This window comes from Franzmannia qiaohouensis, from assembly GCF_031451695.1.
GTDB classification, from domain to species: domain Bacteria; phylum Pseudomonadota; class Gammaproteobacteria; order Pseudomonadales; family Halomonadaceae; genus Franzmannia; species Franzmannia qiaohouensis.
In genome coordinates this window covers 206,388-223,870 of record NZ_JARWAM010000003.1, presented here as the reverse complement: position 1 = coordinate 223,870, position 17,483 = coordinate 206,388, and the positions used below count along the sequence as shown (strand labels likewise).

General features: G+C 65.1%; 16 protein-coding genes and 5 tRNA genes. 12 read left to right on the top strand and 9 right to left on the bottom strand.

Features of this window, described 5'->3' with window-relative positions:
* Window positions 1-4 precede the first annotated feature (4 nt).
* The 6 genes from QC821_RS05265 to ccoN form a co-directional block, all read right to left on the bottom strand.
* Entirely contained in the window at window positions 5-514 is a 510-nt protein-coding gene (locus tag QC821_RS05265) for a FixH family protein (RefSeq protein WP_309717971.1), read from the bottom strand.
* 2 nt (window positions 515-516) lie between these two features.
* On the bottom strand, window positions 517-1,950 hold the full coding sequence (ccoG, locus tag QC821_RS05260; RefSeq protein WP_309717969.1) for a cytochrome c oxidase accessory protein CcoG: 1,434 nt from the start codon (window positions 1,948-1,950) through the stop codon (window positions 517-519).
* A 156-nt stretch (window positions 1,951-2,106) separates the two neighbouring features.
* Window positions 2,107-3,045, bottom strand: a complete 939-nt coding sequence (ccoP, locus tag QC821_RS05255; protein ID WP_309717968.1) for a cytochrome-c oxidase, cbb3-type subunit III — start codon at window positions 3,043-3,045, stop codon at window positions 2,107-2,109.
* Entirely contained in the window at window positions 3,042-3,269 is a 228-nt protein-coding gene (locus QC821_RS05250; RefSeq protein ID WP_309717966.1) for a cbb3-type cytochrome oxidase subunit 3, read from the bottom strand. Before QC821_RS05250 ends, ccoP begins: the two co-directional genes overlap by 4 nt.
* Before the next feature lie 2 nt (window positions 3,270-3,271).
* A complete protein-coding gene (ccoO, locus tag QC821_RS05245) occupies window positions 3,272-3,880 on the bottom strand; it encodes a cytochrome-c oxidase, cbb3-type subunit II (protein ID WP_095621681.1) in 609 nt (202 codons plus the stop codon).
* A gap of 22 nt (window positions 3,881-3,902) precedes the next feature.
* Window positions 3,903-5,327: a cytochrome-c oxidase, cbb3-type subunit I gene (gene ccoN / locus QC821_RS05240; RefSeq protein WP_309717963.1), complete on the bottom strand. Its 1,425-nt coding sequence runs from the start codon at window positions 5,325-5,327 to the stop codon at window positions 3,903-3,905.
* A 172-nt stretch (window positions 5,328-5,499) separates the two neighbouring features.
* Between ccoN and QC821_RS05235 the strand changes: the two genes are divergently transcribed.
* From QC821_RS05235 to QC821_RS05210, 6 genes are all read left to right on the top strand, one after another.
* Entirely contained in the window at window positions 5,500-6,222 is a 723-nt protein-coding gene (locus tag QC821_RS05235; protein ID WP_309717961.1) for an alpha/beta family hydrolase, read from the top strand.
* A gap of 110 nt (window positions 6,223-6,332) precedes the next feature.
* Window positions 6,333-6,408 (top strand) — tRNA-Val (locus tag QC821_RS05230).
* Window positions 6,409-6,461: 53 nt separating this feature from the next.
* Window positions 6,462-6,538: transfer RNA gene (locus QC821_RS05225), tRNA-Asp, on the top strand.
* Between the two features lie 77 nt (window positions 6,539-6,615).
* Window positions 6,616-6,692 (top strand) — tRNA-Asp (locus QC821_RS05220).
* A gap of 29 nt (window positions 6,693-6,721) precedes the next feature.
* A tRNA-Val gene (locus tag QC821_RS05215) sits at window positions 6,722-6,798 on the top strand.
* Between the two features lie 4 nt (window positions 6,799-6,802).
* A tRNA-Asp gene (locus QC821_RS05210) sits at window positions 6,803-6,879 on the top strand.
* A 55-nt stretch (window positions 6,880-6,934) separates the two neighbouring features.
* Here the strand turns inward: QC821_RS05210 and QC821_RS05205 are convergent.
* Entirely contained in the window at window positions 6,935-7,843 is a 909-nt protein-coding gene (locus QC821_RS05205) for an alpha/beta fold hydrolase (protein ID WP_309717959.1), read from the bottom strand.
* 275 nt (window positions 7,844-8,118) lie between these two features.
* Here QC821_RS05205 and QC821_RS05200 point away from each other — a divergent pair, with 275 nt between their 5' ends.
* From QC821_RS05200 to QC821_RS05185, 4 genes are all read left to right on the top strand, one after another.
* The gene (locus tag QC821_RS05200) at window positions 8,119-10,131 is read left to right on the top strand and encodes an FAD-dependent oxidoreductase (protein WP_309717956.1); all 2,013 of its coding nucleotides are present in this window, start codon (window positions 8,119-8,121) and stop codon (window positions 10,129-10,131) included.
* A 197-nt stretch (window positions 10,132-10,328) separates the two neighbouring features.
* Window positions 10,329-12,251 (top strand): PrkA family serine protein kinase, encoded by a 1,923-nt coding sequence (locus tag QC821_RS05195; RefSeq protein WP_309717954.1) that lies wholly within the window; start codon window positions 10,329-10,331, stop codon window positions 12,249-12,251.
* A 15-nt stretch (window positions 12,252-12,266) separates the two neighbouring features.
* Entirely contained in the window at window positions 12,267-13,547 is a 1,281-nt protein-coding gene (locus QC821_RS05190) for a YeaH/YhbH family protein (protein WP_309717953.1), read from the top strand.
* Between the two features lie 23 nt (window positions 13,548-13,570).
* A complete protein-coding gene (locus QC821_RS05185) occupies window positions 13,571-15,127 on the top strand; it encodes a SpoVR family protein (protein WP_309717951.1) in 1,557 nt (518 codons plus the stop codon).
* Between the two features lie 78 nt (window positions 15,128-15,205).
* Here the strand turns inward: QC821_RS05185 and QC821_RS05180 are convergent, their stop codons facing one another.
* On the bottom strand, window positions 15,206-15,520 hold the full coding sequence (locus QC821_RS05180; RefSeq protein WP_309717949.1) for a high-potential iron-sulfur protein: 315 nt from the start codon (window positions 15,518-15,520) through the stop codon (window positions 15,206-15,208).
* A 341-nt stretch (window positions 15,521-15,861) separates the two neighbouring features.
* Here QC821_RS05180 and QC821_RS05175 point away from each other — a divergent pair, with 341 nt between their 5' ends.
* Together QC821_RS05175 and QC821_RS05170 are read left to right on the top strand one after the other, a co-directional pair.
* Window positions 15,862-16,332, top strand: a complete 471-nt coding sequence (locus QC821_RS05175) for a methylated-DNA--[protein]-cysteine S-methyltransferase (RefSeq protein WP_309717946.1) — start codon at window positions 15,862-15,864, stop codon at window positions 16,330-16,332.
* Between the two features lie 92 nt (window positions 16,333-16,424).
* The gene (locus QC821_RS05170; RefSeq protein WP_309717943.1) at window positions 16,425-16,844 is read left to right on the top strand and encodes a CopD family protein; all 420 of its coding nucleotides are present in this window, start codon (window positions 16,425-16,427) and stop codon (window positions 16,842-16,844) included.
* Between the two features lie 55 nt (window positions 16,845-16,899).
* Here QC821_RS05170 and QC821_RS05165 read toward each other — a convergent pair whose 3' ends face one another.
* Complete coding sequence (locus QC821_RS05165) at window positions 16,900-17,376, bottom strand: DUF2231 domain-containing protein (protein ID WP_309717940.1); 477 nt, start codon at window positions 17,374-17,376, stop codon at window positions 16,900-16,902.
* Between the last annotated feature and the right edge of the window lie 107 nt (window positions 17,377-17,483).

Here is a 17,483-nt window from a genome sequence, read left to right as displayed (position 1 = left end):
GGGTTTAACCAGGGCCGCCCGGGGCCAGCGATACGGCGTCGTCGACCGGGAAGGTCGCTTCACCGCTCAGGCGCCACTCCGGCGTCTCGTGATCCGGCTGCAGCTGCAGGTACCAGCGGTAGACCAGCCGCTCCTCGGCTTGGCCGATGTAGCGGCCGTCGCGTACGTGCTCGAGGATAAAGGTCTGGTCGCGGTCGTCGCGGGTCGGAAACAGCAGCTGCAGGACCAGGCGCTCGGGACGGTCGTCGCCGGCCAGGTCGAGGGTGATATCGCCGGTCTGGTCGTCGATGCGCAGGTCGCCGACGAGCTCGAGGTCGGCAGCACGCTGCTGCTTGGCCAGCACCATGTTGATCGCTCGGCCGTGTTCGTAGTAGTCCTCCTGGACCATGCCGTCGGCGGAGCGTATCGCCAGTACCGCCAGGGTCGAACTGGCGGTGATCGAGGTAAACAGCAGGCCGAGCAGCAGCCAAGGCCAGAACTGCTTGTACCAGGGGGTGACGGGGGTGGTGCTCAAGACTATCTCCTGATCTGTCCGATAAAGCGCGACTCGCGCGTCTGGCTGATGCTGGCATCGCTCTGCGATACCAGGCGAACCTCAATGGTCTTGCTCGGCATGTCGATCTGCTCGGGATCGAGGGTCAGTTCGATGGCCGCAATACGCGAGCTGTTGGCACCGATGCGCAGGGTGTCGTTGCCGACCAGGGTCAGCCCCTCGGGGCCGTCGACGTAAATGCGATAGATATGCTCGCGGTCGTCGAGGTTGCGCACGTTGAGGGTATAGACGTTGCTGATGCGGCCGTCACGAGTCTGCTGGTAGAGGCTGTTGCGGTCGCGCTCGAGGTCGAACTCCAGCGGCACGCGCTCGCCCAGCGCCCAGGCGAACAAGCCCATCATGACCAGCAGCGCGGCCAGGTAGCCGGCCAGGCGCGGGCGCAGGATATGCGTCTTGCCTCCCTCGAGGGCCCGTTCGGTAGTGTAGCGCACCAGTCCGCGCGGGTAGCCCATGCGGTCCATCACGCTATCGCAGGCGTCGATGCAGGCGGCACAGCTGATGCACTCGTACTGCAGGCCATCGCGGATATCGATGCCGGTAGGACAGACCTGCACGCACAGCTCGCAGTCGATACAGTCGCCGAGGCCCTGGGCCTTGGGGTCGGCATCGCGCTTGCGCGAACCGCGCGGCTCACCGCGGGCGGTGTCGTAGGAGACGATCAGGGTGTCGCGGTCGAACATCACCGACTGGAAGCGCGCGTAGGGGCACATGTAGATGCACACCTGCTCGCGCAGCCAGCCGGCATTGAGGTAGGTGAAGACCACGAAGAAGCCGACCCAGAAATAGGCCCAGCCGTGGGCCTCGAGGGTGGGCAGCGCCACCACCAGTTCGCGGATCGGCGTGAAGTAGCCGACGAAGGTCACTCCGGTGGCCAGCGCAATCATCAGCCACACGATGTGCTTGGCGGTCTTGCGCCAGGCCTTGTCGACGCTGAATGGCTGGCGATCGAGCTTGATGCGGCGGTTGCGGGTGCCCTCCAGGCGATGCTCGACCCAGATGTAGAGAAAGGTCCAGACACTCTGCGGGCAGGTGTAGCCGCACCACACCCGCCCGGCAAACACCGTGATCAGGAACAGTCCGAAGGCGCAGATGATCAGCAGCCAGGAGAGCAACATGAACTCCTGGGGATAGAAGGTGCCGCCGAGGATATGAAACTCCCGCGCCGGCAGGTCGAACCACACCGCCGGCCGGCCGCCCCAGGTCAGCCAGGGCATGCCGAAGAACAGCAGCATCAGCACCCAGTTGGCGCTGCGCCGCAGGCGCTGGAACAGCCCCTTGATCTCGCGTACGTAGATATGTTGCCGACTGGCGTACATGTTCTGCTGCACGCTGACAGGCGGGTGCTGGCCGACTGCCGGGTCGGGCGTGACGTCTCGGCTGGGAATCCGCTCGGACATGGCGATATCACCGCGCGCACGGGGCGCTGAAACAGGAGGCGAAAGGGAATTGTACCGCCGACACGAGGCCAGAGAGGCCGGTGCGACCGCGGGCCGCACCCACCGTCGCACTTGCCGGATGACTTGCCGCTGGCGCCAGGCGGCGCCAGCCACGTATTACTCCGCGTCGTCGTCCAGGTTGAGGCTATAGACGTAGGCGGCCACCAGGTGGACGCGCTCTTCGCCGATATAGGCGGCCTGGGCCGGCATATGGCCGTTGCGGCCGTTACGTAGCGTCTGGCGTACCGAGTCGGCCACGCTCTGCCCCGGTGCCTGGTAGAGCCAGATGTCGTTGGTCAGGTTGGGCGCGCCCAGGGCCTGGTTACCGAGGCCTTCGGCGCCGTGACAGGCGGCACAGGAGGCGGCGTAGATCGGCTGACCCTGGCTGGCCCGCTCTTCGTCGTGGTCGAGGTCGGACAGCGCCAGCACATACTGGGTGACGTTCTCGATGTTGTTGGCGCCGAGCTGCTGCCAGGATGGCATCAGGCCGTTGCGGCCACGCACCAGGCTGGTGACGATGTTGTCGGGCTCGCCGCCGTAGAGCCAGTCGCCGTCGGTCAGGTTGGGGAAGCCGTAGCCGCCCTGGGCGTTGGCACCGTGACACACCGCGCAGTTGTTCTGGTAGATGCGCTCGGCGACGCGCATTGCATCGGGATCCCGTGCCAGCTCGGGGATCTCGATCTCATTGTACTGGGCGAAGATCGGCATGTAGCGCTCCTCGGCGCGGGCCACCTCATCCTCCCACTGGCCGACCTGGCTCCAGCCAAGGATGCCGCGGAAGTTGCCCAGGCCGGGGTAGAGCGCCAGATAGCCCAGCGAGAAGATGATGGTGCCGATGAACAGCATGAACCACCAGCGCGGCAGCGGGTTGTCATACTCCTCGATACCGTCGGCGGCGTGGCCGGTGGTCTCGACGTTGCCCTCGGCGTCGGGCACCTTGTCGGTGCGGCGGTTGGCGAACAGGATCCAGGCGCTGAAGGCGATGGTGCCCAGCGTGATGACGATGATCCAGGCGCTCCAGAAACCGGAGAGGGAGTCATCCCAGAGATTGCTCATGTGTTCTTGTCTCCCTTGTCGGTACGGGATTCGGCGTCGCGAGTGTCAGGCTCGCGGGCCGGGGCGCTGGCGTCTTGCGACGGCTCATCGTCATCGGCGAACGGCAGGTTGGCGGCCTCCTCGAAGTCCGGCTTGCGGCGCTTCGAGTAGGCCCACCAGGTGATGCCGAGAAAGGAAACCAGCACCAGAAAGGTGATGATGCCGCGAAAGGTTCCGGTATCCATGATCAACGAGTGCCCTCGAGCACGGTGCCAAGTTGCTGCAGATAGGCGATCAGCGCGGTTATCTCCTGCTGGCCGCGCACCTCGGCGGTGGCATTTTCGATGTCCTCGTCGGTGTAGGGCACGCCCATGCTGCGCAGCACCTGCATCTTGCGCGGCGTGCTGTTGCCGTCGAGGGTGCGTTCGAACAGCCACGGATAGGCCGGCATGATCGACTCGGGCACCACGTCGCGCGGGTTGTACATGTGCGCGCGGTGCCAGTCGTCGCTGTAGCGGCCGCCGACACGGGCCAGGTCCGGGCCGGTGCGCTTGGAACCCCACAGGAAGTTGTGCTCGTAGATGAATTCGCCGGCCACGCTGTAGTGGCCGTAGCGCTCGGTCTCGGCGCGGAACGGGCGGATCATCTGCGAGTGGCAGCCGACGCAGCCCTCGCGGATGTAGATATCGCGCCCTTCGAGCTCCAGTGCCGAGAGTGGCTCGAGGCCCTCGACCGGCTCGGTGGTGTCCTCCTGGAAGAACAGCGGCACGACCTCGGCCAGGCCGCCGAAGCTGATCACCACGAGGATCAGCACGGAGAGCAGGCCGACGTTCTTTTCGACAATCTCGTGTTTCATGCTAACGACTTCCCCGGGTTGCTCAGGCGGTCTGCGGCAGCGGCTGCTGGGCAGCGGTGCTACGCTTGATGGTCATGTAGGTGTTCAGGGCCATCAGCAGCATGCCGGTGATCCAGAACAGGCCGCCGATCCAGCGCACGATGTAGCCGGGCCCGCTGGCCTCCACCGATTCGATGAAGGTGTACATCAGGGTGCCGTCGGCGTTGACGGCGCGCCACATCAGGCCCTGCAGGATGCCGTTGACCCACATCGCGGCGATGTACAGCACGGTACCGATGGTCGACAGCCAGAAATGCACGGCGATCAGCTTGACCGAGTACATTTCGGTCTGGCCGTAGAGCCTTGGCAGCAGGTGGTAGATCGAGCCGATGGTGATCATCGCCACCCAGCCGAGCGCCCCGGAGTGGACGTGGCCGATGGTCCAGTCGGTGTAGTGCGACAGCGCGTTGACGGTCTTGATCGCCATCATCGGCCCTTCGAAGGTCGACATGCCGTAGAACGACAGCGCCACCACCAGGAAACGCAGGGTCGGATCGGTGCGCAGTTTGTGCCAGGCGCCGGAGAGGGTCATCATACCGTTGATCATGCCGCCCCAGGAGGGCGCCAGCAGGATGATCGACATGACCATGCCCAGCGACTGGGCCCAGTCGGGCAGGGCGGTGTAGTGCAGGTGGTGGGGGCCGGCCCACATGTAGATGATGATCAGCGCCCAGAAGTGCACGATCGACAGCCGGTAGGAGTAGACCGGGCGCTCGGCCTGCTTGGGCACGAAGTAGTACATCATGCCTAGGAAGCCGGCGGTGAGGAAGAAACCGACCGCGTTATGGCCGTACCACCACTGCACCATGGCGTCGATGGCGCCGGCGTAGATCGAGTACGACTTCATCATGGTCACCGGGATCGCCGCATTGTTGACGATATGCAGCACCGCCACGGTGAGAATGAAGGCGGCGAAGAACCAGTTGGCGACGTAGATGTGTGGCGTCTTGCGGATCTTGATCGTGCCCAGGAAGACGACGGCGTAGGTCACCCACACCACGGCCAGCAGGATGTTGATCGGCCACTCCAGCTCGGCATACTCCTTGGAGGTGGTGAAGCCCATCGGCAGGGTGATCACCGCGGCGACGATCACCGCCTGCCAGCCCCAGAACGTGAAGGCGGCGAGCTTGTCTGAGATCAGGCGCGTCTGACAGGTGCGCTGAACCACGTAGTAGGAGGTGGCGAACAGCGCCGAGCCGCCGAAGGCGAAGATGACGGCGTTGGTGTGCAGGGGGCGCAGGCGGCCGAAGCTCGTCCACGGCAGCCCGAGGTTCAGTTGCGGCCAGACCAACTGAGCAGCCAGGAGGACACCGATGGCCATGCCAACGATGCCCCAGACCACCGTCATGATCGCGAACTGCCGAACTACCTTGTAGTTGTAGGTCGGGTGTTCAAATGCTGTGCTCATGTCAGGTTCCCATCGAACGCGAGTGGGGGATACGTTCCGGACGCTAGTGTGCCCGAGCGCGCACGCCCCCGTGATGATGCAGATCAAGATACTGGGCGGCGATTCTAGCGCAGCCACCGCCCAAGCTGAACATCCATTGACGCTTAAGCGTAGACCCTATCAGGAGATGAACGTGACCCACAGGCAGGGACGAAATGAGGTTGGCGTAGTACCCCAGCAGGTGGCGGAGTGGCTCGTCGAGGGGCGTCAGGGCACCCTCGAGGTGGTCGCTCACGGCCGTCTCGAGGTCACCGGAGAGGCACGCGTTGGGCGCCTGATACTGGCCCACGGCGCAGGCGCCGGGCAGGATTCCACGTTCATGCAACGCTTGCGCGAGGCACTTGCCGAGCACGGCGTGCAGGCGCTCGGCGTGGAGTTCGATTACATGCGTCGCATGCGTCAGGAGGGGCGCCGCCGACCGCCGCCGCGGATCGATAAACTGGTCGACGAACTGGCCGCCTGGTGCGACATCGTGTCACATAATTCGCTGCCCGTTCCCTGGCTGGGCGGCAAGTCGATGGGCGGGCGTGCGGCCAGCCTGCTTGCTGCGCGTGACGAGGCCCCCGGGCTAGTCCTGTGCGGCTACCCGTTTCATCCGCCGGGCAAGCCCGACACCACCCGGCTCGCCCACTGGCCGCTGCTGGGCTGCCCGATCCTGGTGCTGCAGGGCAGCCGCGATCCGTTCGGCACTCGCGACGAGATCGAAGGCTATCGGCTGCCGGCGCAGACCCGGGTGCACTTTCTCGAAGACGGCGAGCACGACTGGAAACCGCGCAAGATGTCGGGTCGCACCCAGGCCTCGCTGATCGGCGAGGCGGCCGAGGCGATCGCCACGGCAATGCAGGCAAGTCGATGAAAGTCAACCAAAAGCGTGGCTGCTTGATGGTGCTCTTGATGAGCCCGATATGATGCAAAAAGCGTTGACATCGAAACCGCGCGCTGTAGAATGCGTCGCCACGTACCGAGGGGTGGTTAGCTCAGTTGGGAGAGCACCAGCCTTACAAGCTGGGGGTCACTGGTTCGAACCCAGTACCACCCACCATCGCCCAGCGATGGGGCCTGAGACAGCAGGCTTGGATACGTAGGAAACACAGCGGACCGGTAGTTCAGTTGGTTAGAATGCCGGCCTGTCACGCCGGAGGTCGCGGGTTCGAGTCCCGTCCGGTCCGCCAGTTTTCCAATCGGCAGTTCGCTGCCAGCAGCACCAGGCAAGATGCGCGCTCTGGCCGACAGGCCTTATCGCCAATGCGGACCGGTAGTTCAGTTGGTTAGAATGCCGGCCTGTCACGCCGGAGGTCGCGGGTTCGAGTCCCGTCCGGTCCGCCATGTCTGTGCCTGTTCATTGTCGTACGCGTGGGTGATTAGCTCAGTTGGTTAGAGCACCAGCCTCACATGCTGGGGGTCACTGGTTCGAATCCGGTATCACCCACCATCGCGGACCGGTAGTTCAGTTGGTTAGAATGCCGGCCTGTCACGCCGGAGGTCGCGGGTTCGAGTCCCGTCCGGTCCGCCATATCGACAACCCCGAATTCTGCAGACCCCGAGCCTCGGCTCGGGGTTTTTTGCTGTCAGTCCTCCTCGAACCACTCCACCAGCGTCGGAAAGACCTCCTGCATTGCATTGGGATGCGTCAGCATGTCGAGATGGCCGTAGTCGCGACTGAGCCCCTGGTCGCGACCCAGCGCCAGGTGGCGCTGGCGGTGTGGGCCGCACTCCGCGGCGAAGCGTGCCACGTCGTCCGGGTGGCCCAGGGCGCGATCCGCGGCACCGGCGATGTGCAGCACCGGCGGCAGGCCGCCGTTGGCCAGCGCCGCGGCGTAGTCGAAGCCGTCGCGACGGTCGACCCATGGCCTGGGGCGCACCCAGTCTGCGCCCTGACGATGGCTGCCGGCGTACTCGTCGTCGCTACCCCAGCGCAGTGCCCGCGCCGGCAGGTAGCCGCACACCCCTCTCGCCAGCGGCGCCAGCCCCTTCCAGATCAGGTCGACGTAGAGCAGCCGCTGTGGGGTCCAGCTTTTCACGCTACGCTTGGTACCGAAGTAGGCCTGGCGCGCGACGCGATCGCGCAGCGTCGCAGAGCGCGCCATGCTCGAGGCGAGCAGCACCCCACCCCAGGAGTGTGCGACCAGATGCAGGCGCGCGGCGCCGGACAGCGTCAGGCAGGCCTCGATTGCCGCCGGGATCTCGTCGACGATGACGTCGGTCTGGTCCAGCGTGATGCCACGTGCCGGCCGCGGCGGCGCCTCGCCGCGGCCGCGCTGGTCGGCGACGAATACCTCATAGCCCTGGCGGGCCAGCCACGGTGCCAGGCCCTTGCCCGAGCGGCTGTGAAAGATGCGTCCCGACTCGATGGCGCCGTGCCAGCACAGCACGCAGCCGCGCGGTCTGCCCTGCGGACGAAAGCGGGTGAGGTGCACGGCGCCCTGTGCGAGGGGCACGGCGTGGCGCTCGACGGGGCTGACGGCAAGGTCGGACATGTGGGCTCCTTGGCGATGATGAAATGCCGCTACGGCCTTGGAGGGTGTCTACAAATTACTGCGCTTGGCCATGCTGCGTTGAAATCACCTTCAAAATGCTCATTTACACACTCGTAAACTCCGCCTTTTCAGCTGATTTCGCCTTGCCTGGCCTTCGCTCGTGACTTTTGTAAACACCCTCTTGGTCGGGATTGAGTCTTTGGGCGGTTCGTCTACACTCTACCGCAGAACTGTCATACAGTTGTTTGAATTTTGCCGCAAACGAGGCAGCCACCGTGACCGACTATCCACACCTGTTCCGTCCCCTGACCCTGGGCAGCGTGACGCTGCCCAATCGCGTGCTGATGGGGTCCATGCACACCAATCTCGAGGAGGCGCCGGACGGCTACTCGCGTCTCGCCGCCTTTTACGCCGAGCGCGCTCGCGCCGGTGTTGCGCTGATCGTTACCGGCGGCATCGCGCCCAACCCCGAGGGCGCGGTGTTCCAGGGCGCTGCCAAGCTGACCTGCAGCGAGGAGGCCGAGCGTCATCGGCCGGTGGTCGAGGCGGTGCACGCCGAGGGCGGGCGCCTGTGCCTGCAGATCCTCCACGCCGGGCGCTACGCCTACTCCCCCGAGCTGGTGGCGCCGTCGGCGCTGCAGGCGCCGATCAACCCCTTCACACCACGTGCGCTCTCCAGTGACGAGGTCGAGCAGCAGATCGACGACTACGTGCGCTGTGCCAGCCTGGCCCGCGACGCCGGCTACGACGGCGTCGAGGTGATGGGCTCGGAAGGCTACCTGATCAACCAGTTCCTGTGCCTGCGCACCAACCAGCGCGAGGACGCCTGGGGCGGAGCATTCGAGAACCGCATGCGCTTGCCGGTGGAGATCGTGCGGCGCATCCGTGCCACCCTGGGCGACGACTTCCTGATCATCTTCCGGCTGTCGATGATCGATCTGGTCGAGGAGGGCAGCAGCTGGGACGAGATCGTCACACTGGGGCGGGCCATCGAGGCCGCCGGCGCCAGCCTGATCAACACCGGCATCGGCTGGCACGAGGCGCGAGTGCCGACCATCGTCACCAGCGTGCCGCGGGCGGCCTTCAGCGAGGTCACCCGTCGCATGAAGGCCGAGCTGTCGATTCCGCTGATCGCTACCAACCGCATCAACATGCCCGAGGTGGCGGAACGGGTGCTGGCCGACGGCCACGCCGACATGGTCTCCATGGCGCGTCCCTTCCTCGCCGACCCCGAGTGGGTGGCCAAGGCCGCCGAGGGGCGCAGCGCCGAGATCAATACCTGCATCGCCTGCAACCAGGCGTGCCTCGACCACACCTTCCAGGGCAAGCTGACCTCCTGCCTGGTCAACCCGCGCGCCTGCCACGAGACCGAGCTTGTCATCGAGCCCGCCGCCGAGCCGCGCGATATCGCGGTGGTCGGCGGTGGCCCGGCGGGCCTGGCCACCGCAGTGACCGCGGCCAGTCGCGGCCACCGGGTCACGCTGTTCGAGCGAGCCGGCGAGCTCGGCGGCCAGTTCAACTATGCGCGCAAGATTCCCGGCAAGGAGGAGTTCGACGAGACCCTGCGCTACTACAAGGTGATGCTCGACAAGCACCGCGTGCGGGTGCGCCTCAACTGCGAGGCCGACGCCCATGTGCTGCGCGACTTCGACGCCGTGGTGCTGGCCAGCGGCGTGCGGCCGCGGCGCCTCGATCTGCCGGGTAGCGACCATCCCAAGGTGATGAGCTACGCCACGGCGATCACCCACCCCGAGCGGGTCGGGCGGCGAGTGGCGATCATCGGCGCCGGCGGCATCGGCTTCGACGTCGCCGAACTGCTGACCCATGTCGACCACCCGGCGCTGGATACCCGCGCCTGGTGCGACGAGTGGGGCGTCGACCTGGGCGTCGCCGAGCGCGGCGGGCTCAAGCCGCGCCAGCGTCCCGAGGTGCCGCGCCAGGTGTTTCTGCTGCAGCGCAAGGCCTCCAAGCCCGGCAAGGGGCTGGGCAAGACCACCGGCTGGGTGCACCGTGCCGCACTCAAGCAGCGTGGCGTTGAAAGCCTGGCCGGCTGCGAGTACCTGGGCATCGACGATGATGGCCTGCATATTCGCCGCGACGGCGAGCCGCGCCTGCTCGAGGTCGACAGCGTGGTGGTGTGCGCCGGCCAGGAGTCGGTGCGTGAGCTGCTAGCACCGCTGCAGGCAGCGGGGGTCGCGGTGGAGATCATCGGCGGTGCCGATGAGGCCGCCGAGCTGGATGCCAAGCGCGCCATTGACCAGGGCACGCGGCTGGCGGCGCGGCTCTAATCCTCAACGCTATTCAACGAACTTGCTCGAGGAATTACGCTCTGAGGGGTAACGGGTCCCGTCGGGACGACTAGCGTTGAATCGGCGGCGTCCGGTATCCAACCAGCGCCGCCTAATTCTGTCTACGCTGATAGAGTCACCTCGCCCGGCAAGAGGTTCGACGCTGCCGCCGAGGGTCCGCGCTTAAGGAGGCTTCGATGAGCATCTTCGATCATGTGCAGAACCGCTACGAACGCGTTCAGCAGGAAGAGATCAGCCTGCAGGAATATCTGGAACTGTGTCGCAGCGAGCCCACCGCTTACGCCACCGCCGCCGAGCGGATGCTGGTGGCCATCGGCGAGCCCGAGGTGATCGATACCGCCAAGGACTCCCGTCTCTCGCGGATCTTCTCCAACAAGGTGATTCGCCGCTATCCGGCGTTTTCCGAGTTCTACGGCATGGAGGAGGCGATCGAGCAGATCGTCGCCTACTTCCGCCACGCCGCCCAGGGCCTCGAGGAGCGCAAGCAGATCCTCTACTTGCTGGGCCCAGTGGGCGGCGGCAAGTCGTCGTTGGCCGAGCGCCTCAAGTTGCTGATGGAGAAGGTCCCGTTCTATGCCATCAAGGGCTCGCCGGTGTTCGAATCGCCGCTGGGGCTGTTCTCACCCGAGGAGGATGGCGAGCTGCTCGAGAAGGAGTACGGCATCCCGCAGCGCTATCTGAAGAGCGTGATGTCACCCTGGGCGGCCAAGCGGCTCAAGGAGTTCGGCGGCGACATCTCGCAGTTCAAGGTGGTCAGGCTCTATCCGTCGCGGCTCAACCAGATCGCTATCTCCAAGACCGAGCCCGGCGACGAGAACAACCAGGACATCTCCTCGCTGGTGGGCAAGGTGGATATCCGCCAGCTCGAGCTCTACTCCCAGGACGATCCGGACGCTTACAGTTTCTCCGGCGGCCTGTGCAAGTCCAACCAGGGGCTGATGGAGTTCATCGAGATGTTCAAGGCACCGATCAAGGTGCTGCATCCGCTGCTGACCGCCACCCAGGAGGGTAACTACAACCCCACCGAGGGCATGGGCGCGATTCCCTTCGACGGCGTGGTGCTGGCCCACTCCAACGAGAGCGAGTGGCAGGCGTTCCGCAACAACCGCAACAACGAGGCCTTCCTCGACCGCGTCTACATCGTCAAGGTGCCCTACTGCCTGCGCGTCACGGAAGAGATCAACATCTACAAGAAGCTGCTCGAGCACTCGTCGCTGGCCGAGGCGCCCTGCGCTCCCGATACCCTGCGCATGTTGGCGCAGTTCTCGGTGCTGTCGCGGCTCAAGGAGCCGGAGAACTCCAGCGTCTACTCCAAGATGCGGGTCTATGACGGCGAGAACCTCAAGGACACCGACCCCAAGGCCAAGTCGATCCAGGAGTACCGCGACTCGGCAGGCGTGGACGAGGGCATGGACGGGCTCTCCACGCGTTTCGCCTTCAAGATCCTCTCCAAGGTGTTCAACTTCGACAATCACGAGATCGCCGCCAACCCGGTGCACCTGCTCTACGTGCTCGAGCAGCGCCTCGAGCAGGAACAGCTGCCCAAGGAGGCCCACGAGCGCTACCTGCGCTATATCAAGGAGTACCTGGCGCCGCGCTACGTCGACTTCATCGGCAAGGAGATCCAGACGGCGTATCTGGAGTCCTACTCCGAGTATGGCCAGAACATCTTCGATCGCTACGTGACCTACGCCGACTTCTGGATCCAGGACCAGGAGTATCGCGACCCCGAGACCGGCGAGCTGTTCAATCGCCAGTCGCTCAACGAGGAGCTGGAGAAGATCGAGAAGCCGGCGGGCATATCCAACCCCAAGGATTTCCGCCACGAGGTGGTCAACTTCGTACTGCGCGCGCGGGCCCAGAACAACGGCATGAATCCCAGCTGGCAGTCCTACGAGAAGCTGCGCGGGGTAATCGAGCACAAGATGTTCGCCAACACCGAGGAACTGCTGCCGGTGATCTCCTTCAATGCCAAGGCATCGCAGGCGGATCAGCGCAAGCATGAGGACTTCGTGGCCCGCATGGTAGATCGCGGCTATACCGAGAAGCAGGTGCGCCTGCTCTCCGAGTGGTATCTGCGGGTTCGCAAGTCGCAGTAGGCCGAGGAGGTCGCCATGACCTATTTCATTGATCGGCGAGCCAACGCCAAGCACAAGAGCGCGGTCAACCGGCAGCGCTTCCTCGACCGCTATCGCACGCATATCAAGCGTTCGGTGGAGGAGGCGGTCAACCGCCGCTCGATCACCGACATGGAGCGCGGCGAGAAGGTCTCGATTCCCGCCCGCGACATCTCCGAGCCGGTCTTCCAGCACGGCCCTGGCGGCGAGCGCACCATCGTCGCCCCGGGCAACAAGGAGTTCGTCGAGGGTGATCGCCTGCGCCGGCCGGGTGGCGGTGGAGGCGGCGGGGCCGGCGAGGGCGGTGCCTCCAACCAGGGCGAGGGCATGGACGAGTTCGCCTTCAGCCTGACCCGCGAGGAGTTTCTCGACTTCGTGTTCGACGGCCTGGAACTGCCGCACCTGGAGCGCAAGCAGCTGAAGGACCTCGATGAAGTGCGGCCGGTGCGCGCCGGGATCTCCCGCGACGGGGTACCGGCGCGCATCAACATCGTGCGTTCGATGCGCGAGGCCCATGCGCGGCGTATCGCCATGCGCGCGCCGATTCGCCGCGCCCTGCGCGAGGCCCAGGAGGCACTCGACGCCGAGGAGCGCAAGGATGCCGTGCTGCGCAACCCGACGCGCATCGCGGAACTCAAGGCTGAGATCGAGCGCCTCGAGAAGCGCCTCGAGGCGGTGCCGTTCATCGATACCTACGACCTGCGCTACAACAATCTCACCAATCAGCCGCAGCCCTCCAACAAGGCGGTGATGTTCTGCATCATGGACGTCTCGGGGTCGATGACCCAGGCCCACAAGGACATCGCCAAGCGCTTCTTCCTGCTGCTCTACCTGTTTCTCGAGCGCAACTACGAGAAGGTCGAGCTGGTCTTCGTGCGTCACCACACTGCGGCCAAGGAGGTCGACGAGGAGGAGTTCTTCTACTCCCGGGAGACCGGCGGCACCATCGTCTCCAGCGCGCTGACGCTGGTCGACGAGATCATCGCCGACCGCTACCCGGCGGGGCAATGGAACCTCTACGTGGCCCAGGCCTCGGACGGCGACAACTGGGACGACGACTCCACCACCTGCCGCGACCTGCTGCTCAAGTCGCTGATGCCGCGGCTGCAGTATTTCACCTATGTCGAGATCACCCCCCACGCCCACCAGGCGCTATGGGAGGAGTACGAGACGGTGGCGGCGCGCTTCCCGTCGCGCTTCGCCATGCGTCAGATCGTCGAAGGCAACGATATCTATCCGGTGTTCCGCGAGCTGTTCAGGCGTCGCGAAGAGGCCTGACGGTACCCCGGGGAGGAGAGTGCATGACATTACGCAAGCCTATCGCCAGCGGATCGGACTGGAACTTCGAGGTGCTCGACACCTTCGAGCGCGAGATCGCCCGGCTGGCCGACGAGTATCGCCTCGACACCTATCCCAACCAGATCGAGGTGATCACCTCCGAGCAGATGATGGACGCCTACGCCAGCGTGGGCATGCCGGTGGGCTATCACCACTGGTCGTTCGGCAAGCAGTTCCTGGCCGTGGAGCAGGCCTACCGGCGCGGCCAGATGGGCCTGGCCTACGAGCTGGTGATCAACTCCGACCCCTGCATTGCCTACCTGATGGAGGAGAACACCCTGATGATGCAGGTGCTGGTGATGGCCCACGCCTGCTACGGCCACAACTCCTTCTTCAAGGGCAACTACCTGTTCCGCGCCTGGACCGACGCTTCCTCGATCATCGACTACCTGGTATTTGCGAGAAAGTACGTTGCCGAGTGCGAGGAGCGCCACGGCGTGACGGCAGTGGAGCAACTGCTGGATGCCTGCCATGCGCTGCAGAACTATGGCGTCGATCGCTACAAGCGCCCCTCGCCTATCTCCGCCGCCGAGGAGGCCCAGCGCCAGAAGGAGCGCGAGGCCTACCTGCAGGCCCAGGTCAACACCCTATGGCGGACCATCCCCAATCTCGGCGGCAGCGATCCCGAAGCGGTGCTGCCGAATGAAGACGACCCGCTCGGCCTGCATCAGCATCAGCGCTATCCGCCGGAGCCCCAGGAGAACCTGCTCTACTTCATCGAGAAGAACGCGCCTCTGCTGGCGCCCTGGCAGCGCGAGATCGTGCGCATCGTGCGCAAGCTGGCGCAGTACTTCTACCCCCAGCGCCAGACCCAGGTGATGAACGAGGGCTGGGCGACCTTCTGGCACTACACCCTGATGCACCGCATGTTCGACGATGGCCTGGTCGACGAGGGGCTGATTCTCGAGTTCCTGCAGTCGCACACGGCGGTGGTCAACCAGCCCGATTTCGATAGTCCCCACTACAGTGGCATCAATCCCTACGCGCTGGGCTTCGCCATGTTCAGCGACATCAAGCGTATCTGCCAGTCACCCACCGACGAGGATCGCGAGTGGTTCCCCGACATCGCCGACAGCGATTGGTTGGAAACGCTGCACTTCGCCATGCGCAACTTCAAGGATGAGTCCTTCATCCAGCAGTTCCTGTCGCCCAAGGTGATTCGCGATCTCAAGCTGTTCAGCGTGGTCGACGACGATCAGGAGGAAATGCTCGAGGTCAGCGCGATACACGACGAGCGCGGCTATCAGCGGGTGCGCGAGGCGCTCTCGGTACAATATGCGCTGTCGGTGCGTGAGCCCAATATCCAGGTCTATGCCGCCGATATTCGCGGCGACCGCTCGCTGACCCTGCGTCACATCCAGGATCGTCGCCGGCCGCTGGCCAAGAGTGTCTACCCGGTGATACGCCACCTTCACCAGCTATGGGGCTTTACGGTGAAACTGGAGTCACTGGAGGAGGGTGAGGTGGTGCGTCGCTACCAGTGGCCGCTGCCCGAGGAGGGGCGACGGGACTCGACCTGACATGCCCCGCCGTGGCGGCAGCAAGAGATAAAAAAACGCCGCACGAAGCGGCGTTTTGTGGCCTGAAACGACGCTGTATCAGCTCATTTCAACCCACGACTGGCACCAACCGGCCGGCTCGACGCTGTTTTCCGGGAACAGCGAACAGCCTTCATTGGCCTCGGTGTAGAACATGCAGTTGTCGCAGCGCTCGCCCTCTTCATAGGCGGGATGATCGCTGGCGTCGCTGGCATCTTCCACGTAGTTGAGGGCCTCGGCCTCGGGGGCGCTCGGGTCCAGACGCGGCAGGCTGTCGGCGAAGGCGCTCTTCGACAGAATACCCGCACCCAGCGGCAGGGCGGCCATGCCCAGCAGACTGTTACGCATGAAGTCACGACGACTCTGGTTAGCCATGGTATCTCCTTATCATCCTTTATTTGGGGCTTCGTTACGCCCTGCCAGGGGCGGCGAAGACTCCCTTCACGGTGCTTGAGGGCGACCCAGGGGCCGTCCATGGTCGGGCGGTGTCCGCCTCTATGATAGGGGTAAGCGTTGGCTACCCCGCAGCGCAGGCCTCGAACATTGCGCGAGACTGGCGCTATCCTACAACGAGCGAGCCCGTCATCGACCTGTATGTGACAGTACCCACGCCGTGCAGTTCGCCTTCATGCTAGAGCATCTGGCCGGCGTTTCGCGAATCTGCGTCGAGATGTCGCGCCAGGCGCGACGCCACACTATCGAGTCAAGGAGACGTCATGCGTTATACCCAGTTCGCCTCGCCGTTCGGCGAGATTCTGCTGGCCGGTGATCGACACGGCCTGGCGCATCTGGTGCTGCTCGACGGCGAGGCGAGCCTCGAGATCGGCGACGACTGGCAGCGCGACGATGCCGGCTTCGCCGCCGCGCGTGACCAGGTACTGGCCTATCTCGATGGCCGTCGGCGCAGTTTCAGTCTCGATCTGGCACCCCAGGGTAGCGACTTCCAGCGCCAGGTGTGGGCGGCACTGCTGCGTATTCCCTACGGCGAGACGCGCACCTACGGTGAGCTGGCCAAGCGGCTGGGGAGGGACGGGTCGGCGCGGGCCATCGGTGCCGCCAACGGCGCCAACCCGCTGCCGCTGCTGATTCCCTGCCACCGGGTGGTGGCGGCCGATGGCCTGGGCAGCTATAGCGGCGGCGAGGCGCTCAAGGCGCGGCTGCTGGCACTCGAGTCGCCGTCGCGGTGAGCGGTGGCGCTTGGCGCTTGGCGCTGGGGCCGTGGCTGGGGTAGGGTGTTGGCATAACGTTTTGATTCGAATCGCTACGCAAGGATGCCGCCATGCCGTGGATCAAGTTCGTGCATATTGCCGCACTGGTCTGCTGGTGCGGCGCCCTGCTCTACCTGCCTGCCCTGCTGATGGCCAGCGTGCGGCAGCGCGCCGACGGCGGCTTCGACCATGACGCGCCACCGATGCCCCGCTACCTGTTCAACAGTGCCGCCACCCCGGCGGCGCTGCTGGCCATCGCCTCCGGCACCCTGCTGTTCCTGGTTCACGGCCTTGCCGGCGGCTGGCTGGTGCTCAAGCTCGCGGCGGTAGTCGGCATGGTGTTGTGCCATGCGCTGTGCGGCTGGCTGATCCTGCGCGTCGAGCAGGAGCACTGGCGGGGCGTATGGACGCTGAGCGCGCTGATTGCCACGCTCGCATCTGTGTTGATGCTGGCGGTCATCGCACTGGTGCTGGCCAAGCCGTTCGCCTGACCCACTCATGAGGAGACGCCGAATGCAGCACTCGCCAGGGACTCGGCCGCCGCGCTCAGTCGTCGACGTCGACCCCCACCGCATGCTCGTAGACCAGCTGGCCGCCCAGCCAGCCGGCCAGGGCGATCATCGCCGCGGTCATCAGCGACAGGGCCAGCCCCCAGGGCAGCATGTCGCTGGGGTCGTCGAGCCGGAACAGCCAGTTGAGCGAGGCCAGCGAGAGCATCATCACGGCGATGATGGCGTGGCTCCAGCCGGTGATCAGGCGGCGAATGCGCTTGACCGTGACCAGGTCGATGATGCCTGCGACGCTGGCGATCCAGCCGCCGAAGGCGCCGACGCCGGCCAGCCACAGGCTGGCACGAGCCCAGAAGGGATCACCACTCAACAGGTAGCCCAGGTCGCTGGCCACCAGCGCCATCAGTGCGGCCACCGGGAAGTGGATCATCACCGGGTGCAGCGGATGGCCGGCGAAGGAGGCACGACTCTTGATCGAACGCTGTGGAATCTTGGGGGGAGAGGTCTTGGCCATGGTCGCGTCCTTTGCGCCAGCGGTGCAGTAGGGGTACCTGGCATTCAACGCGTCCCGCGGCGGTGGGTCAACCGTGGCGCGCGCTATCTGGCGCCGTGGCTGGGTCT